The sequence below is a fragment of the Fervidobacterium sp. genome (assembly GCF_059913585.1).
The window spans coordinates 1-16,514 of record NZ_DBOLZL010000013.1 but is presented as its reverse complement, the minus strand read 5'-3'; the positions used below and the strand labels follow the sequence as shown (position 1 = coordinate 16,514).

18 protein-coding genes and 1 CRISPR repeat array are annotated in these 16,514 nt (G+C 37.0%); of the genes, 3 read left to right on the top strand and 15 right to left on the bottom strand.

Annotated elements, in window-relative coordinates:
• Positions 1-38: 38 nt before the first annotated feature.
• Positions 39-1,335: a CRISPR direct-repeat array (repeat unit 30 nt; unit sequence GTTTCCATCCCTCATAGTCACTTCTAAAAC).
• A 605-nt stretch (positions 1,336-1,940) separates the two neighbouring features.
• The 3 genes from AC3M61_RS04760 to AC3M61_RS04750 are packed head-to-tail and all read right to left on the bottom strand — an operon-like array spanning position 1,941 to position 3,887.
• Positions 1,941-2,747, bottom strand: coding sequence for a hypothetical protein (locus AC3M61_RS04760; RefSeq protein WP_500779754.1), 807 nt, complete (start codon positions 2,745-2,747; stop codon positions 1,941-1,943).
• A gap of 53 nt (positions 2,748-2,800) precedes the next feature.
• Positions 2,801-3,496 carry a hypothetical protein gene (locus AC3M61_RS04755; protein WP_500779753.1) on the bottom strand — a complete coding sequence of 232 codons (696 nt, stop codon included), beginning with the start codon at positions 3,494-3,496 and terminating at the stop codon, positions 2,801-2,803.
• Positions 3,480-3,887: a hypothetical protein gene (locus AC3M61_RS04750; RefSeq protein ID WP_500779752.1), complete on the bottom strand. Its 408-nt coding sequence runs from the start codon at positions 3,885-3,887 to the stop codon at positions 3,480-3,482. The genes AC3M61_RS04755 and AC3M61_RS04750 overlap by 17 nt, the downstream gene beginning before the upstream one ends.
• A gap of 134 nt (positions 3,888-4,021) precedes the next feature.
• Between AC3M61_RS04750 and cas2 (AC3M61_RS04745) the strand changes: the two genes are divergently transcribed.
• Positions 4,022-4,285: a CRISPR-associated endonuclease Cas2 gene (gene cas2, locus AC3M61_RS04745; RefSeq protein ID WP_500779751.1), complete on the top strand. Its 264-nt coding sequence runs from the start codon at positions 4,022-4,024 to the stop codon at positions 4,283-4,285.
• 5 nt (positions 4,286-4,290) lie between these two features.
• Here cas2 (AC3M61_RS04745) and cas2 (AC3M61_RS04740) read toward each other — a convergent pair whose 3' ends face one another.
• The gene (gene cas2 / locus AC3M61_RS04740) at positions 4,291-4,569 is read right to left on the bottom strand and encodes a CRISPR-associated endonuclease Cas2 (protein WP_167843973.1); all 279 of its coding nucleotides are present in this window, start codon (positions 4,567-4,569) and stop codon (positions 4,291-4,293) included.
• Between the two features lie 180 nt (positions 4,570-4,749).
• Here cas2 (AC3M61_RS04740) and AC3M61_RS04735 point away from each other — a divergent pair, with 180 nt between their 5' ends.
• Positions 4,750-5,037 (top strand): hypothetical protein, encoded by a 288-nt coding sequence (locus tag AC3M61_RS04735; RefSeq protein ID WP_500779750.1) that lies wholly within the window; start codon positions 4,750-4,752, stop codon positions 5,035-5,037.
• Positions 5,038-5,042: 5 nt separating this feature from the next.
• Here the strand turns inward: AC3M61_RS04735 and cas6 are convergent, their stop codons facing one another.
• From cas6 to AC3M61_RS04680, 11 genes are all read right to left on the bottom strand, one after another.
• Positions 5,043-5,777 carry a CRISPR-associated endoribonuclease Cas6 gene (gene cas6 / locus AC3M61_RS04730; protein WP_500779755.1) on the bottom strand — a complete coding sequence of 245 codons (735 nt, stop codon included), beginning with the start codon at positions 5,775-5,777 and terminating at the stop codon, positions 5,043-5,045.
• Positions 5,767-6,381 (bottom strand): hypothetical protein, encoded by a 615-nt coding sequence (locus AC3M61_RS04725; RefSeq protein WP_500779749.1) that lies wholly within the window; start codon positions 6,379-6,381, stop codon positions 5,767-5,769. Before AC3M61_RS04725 ends, cas6 begins: the two co-directional genes overlap by 11 nt.
• A gap of 18 nt (positions 6,382-6,399) precedes the next feature.
• Positions 6,400-7,551: a type III-A CRISPR-associated RAMP protein Csm5 gene (gene csm5 / locus AC3M61_RS04720; RefSeq protein ID WP_500779748.1), complete on the bottom strand. Its 1,152-nt coding sequence runs from the start codon at positions 7,549-7,551 to the stop codon at positions 6,400-6,402.
• Positions 7,548-8,528 (bottom strand): type III-A CRISPR-associated RAMP protein Csm4, encoded by a 981-nt coding sequence (gene csm4, locus AC3M61_RS04715; protein WP_500779747.1) that lies wholly within the window; start codon positions 8,526-8,528, stop codon positions 7,548-7,550. Before csm4 ends, csm5 begins: the two co-directional genes overlap by 4 nt.
• 66 nt (positions 8,529-8,594) lie before the next feature.
• Entirely contained in the window at positions 8,595-9,317 is a 723-nt protein-coding gene (gene csm3 / locus AC3M61_RS04710) for a type III-A CRISPR-associated RAMP protein Csm3 (protein ID WP_500779746.1), read from the bottom strand.
• 14 nt (positions 9,318-9,331) lie between these two features.
• Positions 9,332-9,802 (bottom strand): type III-A CRISPR-associated protein Csm2, encoded by a 471-nt coding sequence (gene csm2, locus AC3M61_RS04705; protein WP_500779745.1) that lies wholly within the window; start codon positions 9,800-9,802, stop codon positions 9,332-9,334.
• A gap of 29 nt (positions 9,803-9,831) precedes the next feature.
• Positions 9,832-12,312: a type III-A CRISPR-associated protein Cas10/Csm1 gene (gene cas10, locus AC3M61_RS04700; protein ID WP_500779744.1), complete on the bottom strand. Its 2,481-nt coding sequence runs from the start codon at positions 12,310-12,312 to the stop codon at positions 9,832-9,834.
• A 14-nt stretch (positions 12,313-12,326) separates the two neighbouring features.
• Positions 12,327-13,316 (bottom strand): type I-B CRISPR-associated endonuclease Cas1b, encoded by a 990-nt coding sequence (cas1b, locus tag AC3M61_RS04695; RefSeq protein ID WP_500779743.1) that lies wholly within the window; start codon positions 13,314-13,316, stop codon positions 12,327-12,329.
• Between the two features lie 88 nt (positions 13,317-13,404).
• Entirely contained in the window at positions 13,405-14,901 is a 1,497-nt protein-coding gene (locus AC3M61_RS04690; protein ID WP_500779742.1) for an SAVED domain-containing protein, read from the bottom strand.
• A 520-nt stretch (positions 14,902-15,421) separates the two neighbouring features.
• Positions 15,422-15,694, bottom strand: coding sequence for a YiiX/YebB-like N1pC/P60 family cysteine hydrolase (locus tag AC3M61_RS04685; protein WP_500779741.1), 273 nt, complete (start codon positions 15,692-15,694; stop codon positions 15,422-15,424).
• Positions 15,695-15,773: 79 nt separating this feature from the next.
• Complete coding sequence (locus AC3M61_RS04680; protein ID WP_500779740.1) at positions 15,774-16,133, bottom strand: response regulator; 360 nt, start codon at positions 16,131-16,133, stop codon at positions 15,774-15,776.
• Between the two features lie 80 nt (positions 16,134-16,213).
• Between AC3M61_RS04680 and AC3M61_RS04675 the strand changes: the two genes are divergently transcribed.
• The coding region (locus AC3M61_RS04675; protein ID WP_500779739.1) for a hypothetical protein at positions 16,214-16,514 on the top strand (301 nt) is incomplete at its 3' end.

Below are 16,514 nucleotides of genomic sequence, written 5' to 3'. Positions count from 1 at the left end.
GAGAACTCGGATGTTGAGGAGGTGGAGTTAGAACCTGCGTTTCCATCCCTCATAGTCACTTCTAAAACGTTTAAACGAATTATTTCATATGACAAGGGAGAAATCGGTTTCCATCCCTCATAGTCACTTCTAAAACAATGGTGTTTTACTTTGACTCAAAGGAAGAGGTTTCAAGGTGTTTCCATCCCTCATAGTCACTTCTAAAACCGATTGATAGATTTCAGTTAAAAAAGTTTTTGGAAGAGTTTCCATCCCTCATAGTCACTTCTAAAACAAGCATAGAAGAGTGTGAAATCTCAAGCACGGGGGAAAGTTTCCATCCCTCATAGTCACTTCTAAAACTTTTGCAGGACTATATGAATAACTCTTCCAGTGTCAATGTAGAGTTTCCATCCCTCATAGTCACTTCTAAAACGGTGTATGCATTAGTTCTCACTGATGGAAGGATAAAGGATGCAGTGTTTCCATCCCTCATAGTCACTTCTAAAACCGATAACTGAAAGAGGAACTATAAAGATGATACCTGGGTCCGATTGGTTTCCATCCCTCATAGTCACTTCTAAAACCTTTGGGGCCACTAACACGGCTGTTTTTACGTTTTACTTGTTTCCATCCCTCATAGTCACTTCTAAAACTTTTTATGGTACGTTTTGAATATTGTGTGAATGTGGGTGGTTTCCATCCCTCATAGTCACTTCTAAAACGTAGCGGGTGCACCGACTACGTATTTCAAGTCCTTGATGGGGTTTCCATCCCTCATAGTCACTTCTAAAACGAGGTATGACGAAGAGATTGGTGATTGCGAGTGCATTTGTTTCCATCCCTCATAGTCACTTCTAAAACAAGTGGTTAGTGGTGGTAATGATTTTATGGGTTTTTGTTCTGGGTTTCCATCCCTCATAGTCACTTCTAAAACAGATTTCTATGGTATTTCGATTAAGCATTTTTATAAAAAACGGTTTCCATCCCTCATAGTCACTTCTAAAACATGAAAATGAAAATGAAAACGGAAGAGGATGCATGAAGCATCCGTTTCCATCCCTCATAGTCACTTCTAAAACTTCACAAAAGAGTTATGGGGTAGCTTCGATGTAGAATAATCTGTTTCCATCCCTCATAGTCACTTCTAAAACAAGACAAGGAGGGATTTGTATGTTCCATGGTTTCACTTTGTTTCCATCCCTCATAGTCACTTCTAAAACTGCAGCACGTTTGAAAAAGCATGTTGAGCTACTGGCTGAGGTTTCCATCCCTCATAGTCACTTCTAAAACGCAAAGAAACTCGAGACCGGGCAAGCACGAAAAGTTTCCATCCCTCATAGTCACTTCTAAAACCCGTAAGACCCTCATAGATATTATACCATTATTTTTGTTAAATTTGACAGTTACATTTGTAAAAATTAAAAATCTCGTATTTATGCCATTTTAAGTTAATCATAACCTGGAACTATCCCCCGAAAAAATGGCTAAATTTTGTGGTTTTACATAATCGTTACACTATGTGTTTTAAGCAAGTATTATTAGTGCGGTTGTAGGAATTTTATTAATGATATATGAAGGTAAGTTTGGAATTTCTGGCATTTTTTGTTTGCTTTTATGATAATCAGTATTTTTAGTTTTATTGCAATTTTATTTACTAAGGTATATGTTTTTTTAGAATATGGTTTATTTATAAGAGGTTATTAAATGTGTTTTTCAGAATGTGAGGATGTTTTGTTAATGTTATTTTCTTTCACTGTAGGTAACGGACAGATGTGAATAATTTTAATATTGTAATAACAGTTAGAAGTATGGTTTGAAGAGATTGGAATTCGTAAAGGGGCTTAAATGAATGCAACAAAAAAAGCCAATCCATTGAGGATTGGCTTTTATTTGTTTGTTTAAATTTTTTTCTTAAGCAGAGTGATGTTTTACGTGGTTAGCAAAGATTACTAAATTCATTAGCTTTCTCTTAGCTTAATTTGAAGTTTTTCTTTTAACAATGCCGAAGGGAAGTTATGCCCCACGGCAAGTTTTACAGTGCCTGGTAGTTTTCCCGTGTAAATGATTTTACCAGACAAGTATACCTCCGCCTCTTTGCCAATCAGTTCATCAGGCAGATATAGGTTTGCAAAGCCATCAGATACTTCGATTATTATATTCTCATACTTATCAGAAGTCGATGCAGCAGCCACTGAAGGTAGGAGCTTTTCCAATTCTTCCTTTTTGAAGAATTTTGATAGGTCTATTATCTTTTCATCAGCTTCATTTTCTGTTTCATCAGCTTCATTTTTTGAATGTTCTTCATAGTTAATCATTTTACTCAAGAATGCATCGTAAAATATTTGGATGCGCTTTATTTCAAAGGTATAGAACTTCTCCCAAATACCTTTGTATTTCCTGTTTGCCATCTTCTTAAAATTCTCGACGATTTTTTTAAGTTCATCTTCTTTTACCCTGCCGATGACTTCACAATACTTTACAAGGTCATTCGTAATATAAAAGTTGATAGGAGTTACTTTTACACTTCTAACCAAGTGGTCTATTTCAATTTTCTGCCCTGCGCCACCTAATATCAACTCTGTCGTTAGAAAAATTGCGTTATACATATCTCCAATTTTCTCAAAGACAATACCATATGCTATGTCTTCACCATAAATGGCTATTATGTCTCCAATCTCCAATTTTTCCGTACCCTGTTCTACCAGATTCCTAAGTTTTTTCGCACCTCTTTTATACTCTTCGAAAATCTCTTCAAGATATTTCATTTTTATCGCCTCCAATTTTCTGCAGAGTGTCTCAACAACTTCTTCTACATCGTTCACTTATTAAAACGAATATGGTCGCATATTTCTGACTTGTATTTTTCTATTACGATTTTTACAATACTTGGACTAACATTTACAACTTCCTCAAAGAACTTCCTTATTTTTTCTCTTACCCGCTGGTGGGCTTTGTATCTTGCATCAGCGGATGGATATTCTCTAAACTGGGTATCTTTAGAGTAACCTGTGTAGTAGATAAAATCGCATAAATCCAATTCTTTCCCGTTCATGTAATTTTTAAATTCCTCAAAGATGTCATGAGCTACCACTTTATCGAAGATTTCTTCTGATGTGAGGGCTGTATTGTCAGGAATTACCTCCAACAGTTCGAGCTCATCATCTTCCTCTTTAACTATCCCATCAATAGACAGAGGCTTTTTTTCGCTTGCCTTTCTAAAATCTTCTATTAGGTTGTCAATTATTCTGTTGAAGTAAGTTGCTATTTGCAACGGTTCAAAGTCCTCCAATTTTTGCTTGAATTTGAGGATTCTTTCAATGGACTCTTGGTATAATTCATCAACAACGTCTTCCATCTGACCAAGCCCGAGGTTTTCAGGTTTTCCGTAGGTTTTTTTGTACACTTTTGCGGCAATAAACTCACGTATTTGTTTAGCGCACAAGGTGGATAGTGTATTGTTGAACAGGCCCTTGATGCACTTTCCCAAGCTTGAGAGGTCATACTCTTTCCACACATTCATCACTCCAATTCTCCAAATCTAACGTGCAGCCACTTAAAAATTTTATTTTCCTCTGTCTTTTGTAATTTTCAATCACGTGTAATGGAAGCATGAAAACGTAATGTCCATTGATATCCATAATTCGGTTCTCATTTATAAATATTCTTTCGCTCGCGAAAGGACAACATTCGAACACTTTGAACACAACATCTGAATACTTTTTCGTTGACAAGAAAGATAACAAGCAATGGAATCCCTTTTCTTGCATCAATCCTGGTCTTGAAGAGCGTTCACCTTCATGTGAATAATACAAGTCCTTGATTCCCAAATCTTTTGCTACAGTGTTTTTTACGTCCAAAAATACAACAAGCTTCGATTTAAAGTTGTATTGATAAAGTTTTTTCATATGCCATCCCCCAACATTTTTGCTTTTTAATCCTGAATATATTATAGCACTCTTTCCAATGTCAAATGAAGTGGTAATTTCCGTTTATATATCCAGAAAGATACTCAGTTGCTCAGTTAAGGGGGATGGGATTAATGTATGTGATAATGGTATACGATGTAAACGTGAAAAGGGTTAACAAGGTTTTGAAAATAGGACGAAAATATTTAAATTGGACTTTGAGGTCCGTGCTTGAGGGGTTTCTTACGGAGGAGTTGTACGAGAACCTTAAAGAAGAGATAATGAGGGTAATAAATACAGAAGAAGACGCCGTTTATTTCTATTTGCTTGACACTTACAATGTGCCTCACAAAACTCTTATTGGAGCGACACCAGGTGAGTTTAATTTCATTGAATAGTGTTTCTATTCGATGAAATTTGTTAAAGTGTTGGCTTTGTCTTTTCCTATTATTTCCACTTTCAACCTTGTTCCCTTGGGTAGGGAGTATATTACCAATCCATCGTTGTCTTCTTTGCGAATATACTTCGATACTCTTCTAATTAGCTCTTTTAGAGCACCTCTTGGTAAGTATCCCTCAAACGTTGAGTTCTGTTTCCAAACAAGGAATCTAAGGAGTAATTTGTGGACCTTTGCAACACGTTTCTCGTTTACATCGTACACTAATAGATATCTTTTGCTCACCTTATTCCCTCCTCAAAAGTTGCCCAAATCAATACACCTTCATATATCTAAACGCACTAACTTAGGTATCCTGACAAAGAGCTTGTTCCGTTTTATACTACCTGTCAAAAATCTTTGTCGAATGCGTTTTCTACTTTGGAAAGGTTGAATTTTCAGAGCGACTTAGGGAGGCGAAATACTATGCAAAAGGAACTTTGCAGATTTGTGGACTATATTATAGAGGTTGAGAACAAGAGGGCAGCGATTTACATCTCAGACGAGTTGGTGTATAAACCGGCTATAGTAAGGTTTCAGGGGCAAGAAATCTATCGCGGAAGGCTTCCGCATGTTTTGTTTCTACAGTTGCCAGCTCATATGTCTCCAGAAGTCGTTGGGTTCCAGTTGCATATTAAGACTGTTCTGTTCTCAGAACTTAGGCATGCAAATAAAAATGATGCCGAAGAGCCAAGAGAGTATCTTATTTTTTGAAGAAGTCAAATAATATCTCTTTGCACAAGCTCTATACACCCAAAACCTGCGGAGTTTTTAGAACCAAGCCCCGCATCGTATGCCAATTTAAGGATTTCGTAGTCCCCTTCCAACTCAAGTACTGTTATCCAAGCATCTAATTTCCTTTCTTTGTACCCCACAACCACCCTCTTCGGATTTGGAGCAATATTCTTTATTCTCAATTGCCCCTGAAATTCTTTACCAAATGTTGCGTGAAATTTTCTTTTGAGGTTGTCCTCAAGTAGTTTTGAAAAGATTTCGTCGTGTGGTGAGTGATAAAGTGTGTATTTTTTTCCATCTTTGTCTACTGTCGAGTAAACCGTAACTGGAGATTTTGTCGAAACTACAATGTGGTTAGTTTCTGGAAGTTCAAATATCTCAATCTTTGATGGCACCACAAAATTCCTACCCAATCTAAGATTTTCGAATCTGCCAACTCTGTCGACAACGAATTCTATTAGTCTTTCGTCTGCCGTCGATATGATAAGGACAACGTGGTCAAAGAACTTTATGGTTTTAGTTTGCCTGTCTATTTGGAACCTTCCAAGAAGCCTGGAAAACGAGAATAGTTTATACAAACGCTTGCCAAAGGTGTATCCTTTGTCATGCAAGAATTTTCTGTATTCTTCATCATCAATTAAGTTCAGCACAAACGCTTGAAGAATGTGGTTGTATTCTGTTGGGAGTTCCAATTTGTCAAACGTAAAGTTAATGTACACTCTCAAGTCTGCTACCTCCAATTTTTTGGGATAATTTAGCAATTACATTTAGATCCAAGTTCTCATACAAAAACAGACCAAAATGCCCTACTCTCAGCCCAACAGCATTCGCTAAGACTATCATTTCTTCTGAACCAAACAACTCCACTTTGAAAATGTTCTTTTTGTAAGGTTTAACAACGGGAATCAAAGCATAGTTGATAGGCTTGCCTTGGTAAATCTGCTGTGCCAAAGGAAAGTAGTATTCTTCAATAGCTTTTTGAATGCTTTCAATAGACTGTTCTCCAAAATTTTCGTTAGCAAGAACATAACACTCGCTGAATGGTTTAAAGATATTAGCTGATGAGTAATAAGGAAAAGCACCGCCCAGAGAGGTTTTGAGTAACCTCTTCAAGGCGGAGCCTACTGAATTTGTTGCTAATCGCACCTTTAGAGTTGCGTCCTTTACAATGTAATATCCGTATTCGCTTGCGTATATTCTCTTTCCGAGTATATGCGAAACAGAATGGGGAACATCTTCTAACATTCGGGATATCTGTTGGATAAGTTCATCTGTAACCAACGTTGGTGACTTTAAGTCCCATCTCAAAACAATTTCGAGCAAAAGTCTTCACCTACTTTTCTAATCAAGAAGTTCTACCTTTATCCACCCAACTGGTAGTATATCTTTTGGAGACTCTGATAATTTCACAATTCGTGTGGTTACTGGGAAGTTGGTTTCCTTCACTTTTCTGTACCCAAATAGAGATTTCAAAACCTTCACTTGAGCAGGTTGCAAAAATCTTCTGTAGGCTGTTTTTGAGTAAAATCCACTGTGCCCACCAATTCTTAGAACAAATCCGTTCTTTGTTTCGTTGTTGATTTTTGAGATTTTCTCATAGAAATTCAATAGCTCACTTTTTTGCTGGTAGTTAGAAGTATTAATCTTTTTCTTTTCCATCTCTATTAATATCCGCGCTGCTTCTTTCATAGTTTTGATGAAATTCTCTTCACTTTCAAACACTTTCATTAAATAATCTATAGCTTCCTTCCTTGCTCCGTTCTGACTCAGTAATTTGTTCAATACGTCTGCTTTGAAAGTTATCCTGCTTTCGACTTTGTTTGAACCAGTGTTTCTCTGCTCAGGCAACCACACTTCGAAAAATTGTGGAATGTCTTGATTGGGTCTTTCTAAATGGATTATTTCGACCTTTTTGAACTTCATGTAATTTTTGTCAATAAACGAGCTATCTGAAATTATCAGTGCTTTGAATGGTGATAGCTGTGCACTTCCAAAGATGTTGTCTTCAATTTTGTTGACTTTGTTTTTAAGGTCTGATTCTGATACGTTAAGTGTACTTTCAAAACGTTTTGCAAATGATTCATTAGCCTTTATTAGCGCCGTTCTTATCGCACCTTTAATCGAACTGCCAGGGATGTAAAATCTACCAGCAGTATTGACGAATCTGCTAATTTGAAGTGTCTTTGGTTTCCCATTTTTGTCATATATTGTTGGGAATGATGTGTGGCTGTATTCTTCGACGCTCAAATTTAAATGCTTGAATATGGCTTTCAAAGCGCCGTCTTTTGTTGATGGATCCAATACCTTATCCATGTTTTCAACAAAGAATGCCACAAACTTATCATTTTCCATGAGCTTATCGAAGTTGAGAATATAGGTCTTATTGCCGTCCACCAGGGTTTCAAATTTTCCAACCTTTTCTCCTGAGCCAATAAAGACTGGAGAAAGAGGTTCAATAATCATTCGTTTTGAAAATGTTGAATTTTTGTTCATACATTATTGCCCCCTTTGAACGGGAGTAAGAAAGCTTTACCGTATCTGTAAACCCTATACCCATACGTTTGTTCAAACCCATCGGGAGTTATGTCTAAAATCTTACCTCTTACTGGCTTTTTAAAGACAGAACCTTCCGTGAACATAACTACTCTTTTCGCTTTTTGGTCAGTTCCAAAGATGTAGCCCGTTCTGTATTTCAGTTCGTAAGCATCAGATATTTCCTTGGCAATCTCCTTGGATTCGTTCGCATAATCGTTCTTCGAAGGGATGTAAGGAGATAATAGTAAATACTTGTCTCCAACTACTGGTAAATTTACTTCTTCTATCTCGTATTCGAAATTTCCAAATCCATAGGTCCTATCTCCACCAAGACCTTCGTCAGCTAACAATTTCAAAGAAGCGAGTATTTCTTCCTCTATTTCCTTCCCAACTCTTAGATAGAACCACAAACCACAGTTTGGAGCAAAGTGTACCTCGGAAAAGTAATAAAGGTTGGACTTTGAATTAACGCGGTTTATACCCGCCCTTGGACGCTCGAAAATTTCAACCGGTCCTTCGAACCCGTTTGAGAATTGCACTTCACCTTTGCTAAGAAATTGTCCGTGAATATCTTTCTCTTCAACCGACATGTTCTTGGTAATGATTTCTTCCTGGACAAATTTTATTTTCTTGAGTTTTTTGGGCTGTGATATTTTTTCTAAGTTAAAATTTTCACCTTTCGGTCTTGGTAAGAAGTATTTATCACCTACGTAGTAGAATGCTGAAGAGATGAGTAATTCGGTTTCTTCTGAATTGTCTGAAATATTCTCAATTAGCTCTGCTGTTTTCTCAGAGCCAAAAAGTTTTGAATAAGCGCAAATTAGAGCACTAAATAAAGTATCTGCGTGGACCATTCCCTCTGAAACTTCACCTACACCATCGATAAAACCTATGTGTAGTGGACCTTTAAATTTTATCTTAACCCGATAGTCCATAGGTATCACTTCCTTAGATGAAAGTTTGGTTGTGGATACTCATCGGTCGAATTTTGAATCCAGAGTTTATTTACCTTTAAGTGCCTCATTCAGGTTTGAATATTTTCCGACTTCTTTTTCCCCTTCCTTACCAAGGTAATAATCTTTTCCCCTCATTAAAACTCTTATATTCTTAAATTCAATCTTTCCGTATCCTCTCGAACCACTACCACCGAGATAGTCATCTTCAAGCAATTTCATAGCCAGCAATAAGTTTTTCAGGAATTTATCCTCATCACCTTCATAAATATCAACTACAAATTCTGCATTGAATATCGCTCCTGCTGGAACGCGTTCTTGTTGTCTTGGATTTGCTTTTGAAGTTACCCTGTTTATTGTATTTTCGTATTTGAGTTCTGTCCATTTTGTTTCAAGGAAATCTGAAAGTGGTTCAAGGCTTTTTTCATCTAAGTATGCATCCCTAACGATTAGTCTTGTCCTGGCGAATGTATTATCAGACTTGTTGTCAACAGATGTTCCAAACAATCCACAGACTGGGCAATTAGAATCTGAACATTTGTGAACATTTCCATCTCCACTAACTTTACCGTGGTAGAATTCGCTAAGCACCCTCATTTTTCCTTTCAAGCTGCTACCTGGAATGTATGGTCTACCCTTTGGGTCCTTAATAACTGGGTTATCAAGACCGCCTATTTCTAAATCTTCTTTGCTAGTCCCAATGTGCAGACCTGTTTTAACTTCAATATCAGCAGTGACAATATATTTACCAACGAAACCTTTTACTTGCATGCTCTATTCCCCCTTTATCGGCTTCTAGAATTGTTCATGGCTTCATAATACTTGTGATAAGCAACAAGCGCTTCAAAGAAGTCCGTGAAAAGATTATACGCTTTCTTTATCTCCGCACCATTTTTCTGTTTGACGACATCAACCACTTTTTTCATTCCTTCAGCAAGTTCTTTGAGCTGTTCCTGATTTCGTTCTTCCCTACCAACATCGTATAGCAAAACCGCCAAGAATTTGTTTAGTTCTCTTTTTAAAGTCTTTTCAACATCGGTTTCTGCTAAACCCGAGACTTCAATTTTTTTGACGTGGTTGTAGAATTTTCTAAGTTTCGTAGAATTAATCTTGATGTTAGAAGCTATGTTCCTTGCCTTTTCGTGCAATGTGTTGTAATCTTCTTTAAGACTAGCAACCAATTCCTTAACTTTTTCGAACTCAGCTGCGACATTTGTACCTGCTCCAGCATTTCCCTGTACAGCATTACTAACCATCTTAACACCCCCGATTTTCAATGTTTTTACTAATGATTAGCCAAAGAAATCTCTTCTTGTTCCTCCCCTTCATGTTCAACTTTTCTTGTTTCGTCGTGCACCCATCTTACAACTATGTCAAGCTTTGGATAGAGCTGGTTGTAGTTCACAAGTATTGAATCAAAAAAGTCTTTAATAGCTTTTTTTGTTGCTGCGTCTTCTCGTTCCATCAGTCTTCCGACATAGTAATACAATCTCCAGATTTTGAGTTGTTCCTTTGGCCTGTTTGCGAATACGTCTAATACGTGTAATAAGTTCTTTGTGACACCATATTTCTCAATGAGTTCTTGTAGTTTGTCTTTGAGCTCCTTGGCTTTATCGAACTCTTCCCAGCCTATGCACCCCCTTAAGAAGTACAATGCAGCTTTTTCTTTGCCATTGCGTTTGTAAGATTTCGCCTTTTCATCAAGTAATTCACCTGCAATCGTTCCGAGTTTGTATACTGGATATTTCTTGCTTGGAGCTATAGCTATCGCCATTGAAATGGAAAGTTCATCATTCTTAGAGAATTCGAAAAATCTCTTGCATATGGTGTCAGCAAGTAGCGGAAGTTCGTTCCAAGGACCTAAAATCATGAAGTCGTCTCCACCAGAGTAAATAACATTGCAGTTTTCAAATTCTTCCCTGACAAACCTTTCTAACACCACACTGAAGAACATTTCTAATTCTGAAGATAACGTGGCAACATATGAGATTGGAGCACTCTTAACATTTTGTCCAAAAGTTCCTGATAAGGATTTGAATATACTTCCAAGATTGTCGACGTCACCTCGTAATATTGCCCATCGTTTTACTCCCTTTGATTCATCCGCTATCGTTTCAAGGTCCGCCACAATTTGTTTATCACCTTTACCAATGTATTTTCTTGAGACATAGCTTGCCATTTTTATAGGATACATCGCAGACATTGGGTCATATGTTCCCTCACTACTTTTTTCTATTGCATAAGCAAGCTTGTTCGGTTCGTTGTCAAATGTTAATTCAAAGCCAAAGCTTCTGAAAACGTCAAAAACATCCCTTGGCTTTCGGGTAATTTCTGGAATTGGTTCGATAGTAAGATACTTGCTGTTTGCCAGATGATATCCGATGTCTACAAACGATTCGCAAAATTCACATTCATATTCATTAGAACCAACTTGACGCATTCTTCTACCACAGTATGGACATCTTGGACCTGAGAAATCTTCCGGCAAGAACATCTCCAAATCGACAACCGTTGAGAATTTCTTGTTTTTCTTCTGTTCTAATAATCTTGCTAATTCATCATGAACGTCGAAGTTTAGAAGCCTAGAGAAGTTGATTTTGATACCACCAAGTAATACAGAGAGGTCCAAACCAAACGCATTGTACATCTTCTTATCAATTTCGTTCTGGTATTCGTCAAGCCTATCAATTGTCCTTGCTGGAACAAGCAGATAGAAATGTCCACCACCACAGTAAAGGATGTTGGAATTGTAAAGTCCTTCTTTTCTCACAATGTACTTTGCTATAATTTCGGCAAGATAAGCTATGAAGAACGAACGTGCACGCAATTTCTTAAGCCCGTTTTTGATTGATGTTTTGTAGATGAAATCTTGTATACCAGAAATATCGCCTTTGATGACACCGAAAAGTTCTCGGTCGTCGCTTGCTGGAACATTCTGATTGTTCTGGAGCCTTCTTACTAAATCTTCGATTCGTGAAAGTTCACTGGAAGCATAAACAAATCGGTCGTTTTGCTTTTCGAAGAGCTTATCCCCAAGTTGTGCATACAAAGCAACGGCAATTGCGGCAGTTGAAGAGGCGTGTGAGAAGAGTGATATATCTGGTTCGCTGTAGTAAAATGCAGATGGAACTGTTGAGGTGTATTCTTTGAGTAAGTAATAAAGCCTTTCATAAACCCCTTCTGGGTTTTCTCTCCAAAGATTCTCTAAATCGTTATCTTTTAGAAGAGGTTCAAATTCTTTCCAAAGTCTTTCGTAGTATTCTTCAGAAGTTCCCGTGAACTCTTTTGGATGCCTTACGGACTCTGCTAATGAGAATCGTGTGAGAGGTCTGTAGTAATCTTCTTTTTGTCGGTTAGCTAAAGATACTTTGGAAATAATTGATTTCATGTATTTAACTTTTTCATCTTCAGGGGCGCTGTAGTCAGTGCGTTCATTTGAAGAAATTCTGTCAGCTATTGAGACTATCTTTGTCAAAATTTCGTATTCACTTACAAGATTTTGGAGATTATCATGATGTTTGCTTATTATCGTTGAAACCTCTTCACGGTATGGCAACTTGGAATTCTTGTAGATGTAGGCACCAACAAATTGGTGAGCCAGTCCAGAACTTGCAGTCTTGATTTCGTAGTTATATTCTTTCTTAACAGCTGACTTCAACTCTTCGCTCATCTTCCCTCTTTGTCTAAATTTACCTATATCATGAAACGAACTCGCCAAATAAAGCACATCTTTCCATTTCTTATACCCTTGTTCATTCACAGGCATATATACACCCCCATTTACCATCGGAAGGCAGTGTAAGCCTCTTCCTCTCGTAAGTGTCTAATTAGTTTGTAGCATTCGTATCTTATCGCAGTTTTGTAAGACATTTTTTGTCCATTGCCGTAATCAAATGTTTCCTCAAGTCCGTTCTCGAATTCCTTTATGAACTTCTTCTTACCGTTTTCGTTTAAATATACACCCCCTTCAACTTGCCGGAAGTCTTCTTTTTTTATCATCGACTTGTTAACCATGTTCAAAATAACTCTGTCAACAAGAATGGGTTTAAATATTTCAGAGATATCAAGTTGTAAAGAAAACTTTCTTTTGTTTGGTTCGTGTAGAAAACTGATAGACGGTTCCAAGGAAGTCTTAAAGATTTCTGACAAAACCACGTTATACAAAAGCGTATTTCCAAAGCTAATAAGTGCATTGATTTCATCTGCTGGAGGTCTCATAGTTCGTTCCTCAAACTTGAAACCCTTACTTTCAAATATCTTTCCTAATGCCTCATAGTAAGTCTTCCTTATGTTTCCTTCAATAGCCATCAGCGCAGCGATAGCCTCTTGGCGATAATAGGTTTTTTTCAAAGACTCAATTTTTGATATATTCTCTTGAATCTGTGGATATTTATCCACATAACGTTTAATCAAAGATATCATGTTATCCGCTACTCCGAGCAATATCTCACGAGCTATAACAATACGCTTTTCCAAGTCTTGATAGTGTTGGAATTGCAGTATTAACATTTCTCCAGTTTTGTTAGTTTCGACAGGATAAAAACAACCAACATATTCGCCGTTGTAATTGTAGAAAAACACAGGCACTTGAGAATTTGAAAATAGTTCAAGCGTTTTCTTATTGAGGTCTACTTCTGAAAAAACCATAAGACATGAAACGTTTTTTAAAGGAACGTATATTGGCTTCTCCGTTTCAGATTTTGGCTCTATGTACAAAGCAGAACTCTTTTTTCTAAGATACGCATCTTTAAAAATATAAACTGTTTGCATCTTTATCCCCCCTGGAGAGGATTCCGAAGCTGTCCAATTAAAAAAACGGGGATATCCCGTAAAATCTGACAGGGGAGAATTAAGCTTTCTATCTCAAAATCTCGTTTATATCTAACACAGGAATATACCCTGCCTTTTTCGTTTTTCCACCTTTGAAGTAATTGTAAATCTTCCCTGGCACAAAATCTCCTAAAGCCATTCCAAAACCAAAAGCAATTGGGACAGGACAACTTAAAAATATATGGAGTTCGTCATAATAAAAATCGTTGCGTACTATTTGTGTAATTGAAAACAACTCAGAAACAATTTTTTTCCAATCTCCAAGAGGTATGTTACCTGAAGCTTCCATATTCTTTGGCATTACATGGATGATAAACCCATCTGGGATATTTTCTTTCGCATATTCTCTAACAGATGATAACAATGTATGTGAAGCCAAATCGATAGCTAATATAGCTTTTCGTTTGTTTGTATTATGTTCTAAAACTTCATATGTAAGTTCTTGCAATGCTTCCTTGAACCTCGTAACAGTTTTTATTAACCTTAAATTTTGCTCAGTACTTAAATCAAGGACAGGAATGTAATTACCTTGATAATGATAAACTACGAGCTTGTCCTTCGCACCTAAAGTTATTCCAAGCCCGAGAGCAAACGCTGCAGGACCATTAATAGCTATATGTGGTATGCCTGAGTTATCTATCACATTTCTAATAATCCCATAAGCCTTTTCAATATGCTCATAAAACTCGTCTTCTGAAAGTTCTCTGCTAATTGAATAAATAAGTTGTGCTTTGTATATTCTTTCAAATAAGTTACAATTTGATGCACCGCCTTTCCCTGAGAATGCTAAAACTCTTTCTTTCAACTTTTTCCATAAAATTTCAATGTCTTGCGGTTTTGATGAAAATCTTAGCAATATAGGTATATGAAACTCTCTCTCGTTCAGAAAATCAATAATTTCGCTTATGTGAGATACATCAATATAGGAAATCAGGCCCATGTTGTTTTTATTGCAGTATACTACTTTCTCGTAAAAGTTCTCGACTTTTAAAATCTTTCCATCTTCTGCTACTCGGCCTGTAAAAGCTAAATTTTCTGGTATGTGTTCTACAAGACGACCTACAGCAACTGCCAATTCGAAAGATTCACCTACAAAATCTCTGTCGAAAAGCACAGATATTTTGGCATTGATTTTCTTTTCGAGAACTGCCAAAATATCATTGACTTGTGGATTATTGCTAAACGAAGAATCAACCTTGAACACAAGCGCTCTTGCTAAAGTCACTTTATCAGCTTCGACGACAGGAAACTTTACCTCTACAAATTTGGACCAAGCCAGCAAATATGCCTCTTCTTTTTTAAGACCAAGTGAGCTATATTCTGTTATTAAAAGGTTAATAGCCTGCTCTTTATAATTTTGCAAAAGATAGAACTTGAGGATTTCGTAAACGATAAGCTTTCTTTGGGGTATATGTTTATCAAGCCGTGAAAGGTCTACGGGTATCTCTCCTAAACTAATTTCACCTTTTTTTACAAAATCAAGATATTTTAAAACATCGTTTTTCAATAGATTAGAATACGCCACGACAAAATCCTCCCAACTTGCACTTACTAAAGTTCTCAATGCGTAACTAAAATTTGAAGTAATTTTGATAACCCTTGTTTTAATTATATCATATTTCTTAAATATCCTTGCAATAAAAAAAGCGAAATTTGAAGACAAGTTTTAGCAGTTTTAAAACAAAATCGATGCAAAGGGAAAAATCAAAACAATTTTTGGTGAATTCAAAATCAACTCGTTTTACACCGCAAACAATCCACACACTTCTTGCCCAGAATTCTATCTTCAACTTCCATCTTTTCTTCCTGTTGTTAATTCAGTATTTATTTTTACGTTACTATTGTGTTATCTCCATTCTTGCTTCTCATTTGTAATATTTGTGCTCACATAATTATCCTATTTTTTCTGCTTTTTAAAACACTTTTTTGATGTATATTTATCAAAAAATAATATTTTATTAGCTGAAAATAAACTATTACGCAATATTTTTCGGGATTGATATTCTACCTTTGCTTCATATTCTATTAATCTTGTTCCACAATGCTTATGAATAAATACTTATTTTTTGACCATTTGTCTTCAGATACGCAGCCCATATCAGCTCGCTGCAGTAGTAGCTACTTCCCTCAACTTCTTTTCCCCCTATATAGGTGAGCCACTTATAATCGTAGGGCAGTCCAACCTTTGTCTTAGCCCAGTTGATGGCATTGATTCTTACGGTATCGGTGGTTTTAACCCTATAAACACCAACTTCGCTCGCCTTTTTCACCATGTCCACTGGAACTATTCTTACACCATCTTTCCATGCCTCGATCATCTGCCCGTTGCCTATGTTGCCATTGCCATGGTCCTTTTACGAAAAATCAGTATAAATATTTTTCCTGGATCATGATCTATCATGACTCACGCAATTTTTTAATGGTCCTTTGTAAATCTCTTGGTGAAAATGGCTTTCCTATCACCTCTCTTGCTCCCGCATCAAACATTTCTTTCCCTTTTTCCGCTTTGAATACCGTTATGCCGATTACAATAGCCTCGGGGTTTATTTGTAGTAATCTCTTAGTTGCCTCGATTCCGTTGACAACTGGCATCTCAACATCCATCAGGATAAGCTTTACATTTGTCCTTTTTGCAATTTCAATTGCTTCCAATCCATTCTTAGCTTCAAGAACTTCAAAACCATCCTTTTGCAGAACAGTTTTGATCGCATCCCTTATACTTTCATCGTCATCAGCAATCAGTACCTTCGTTCCCATGTACTCTTTTCATCTTACAGCATAATACCTTTACGGGTAATTGCTCAAAGGTTAATATCCATAGCTATTTCCTAAGAAGTGTGAGGGTCGCCGGCATTGATGTCGGGCTCAAGAGCTGCAAGCTTGCTGTGATCGAGGAGGAACTGCTTTACATCGGCGAATATGACATAGAAAAATTGGTCGGAGTTATTGCGGCTGGAATCGATGCTCCATTATCATTGCCAAAAACTGGAATGCTCAGAGAATGCGAGAGGAAGCTTTTAAAGCTCGGAATTAAGCTCTTTCCTTCAGGAGCGCCTTTTTTCAAACCAATCGCACTCAAAGGAATGGAAATCGCATGTGAACTCAGAAGAAACGGAATAAGGGTCTTTGAGGTGTATC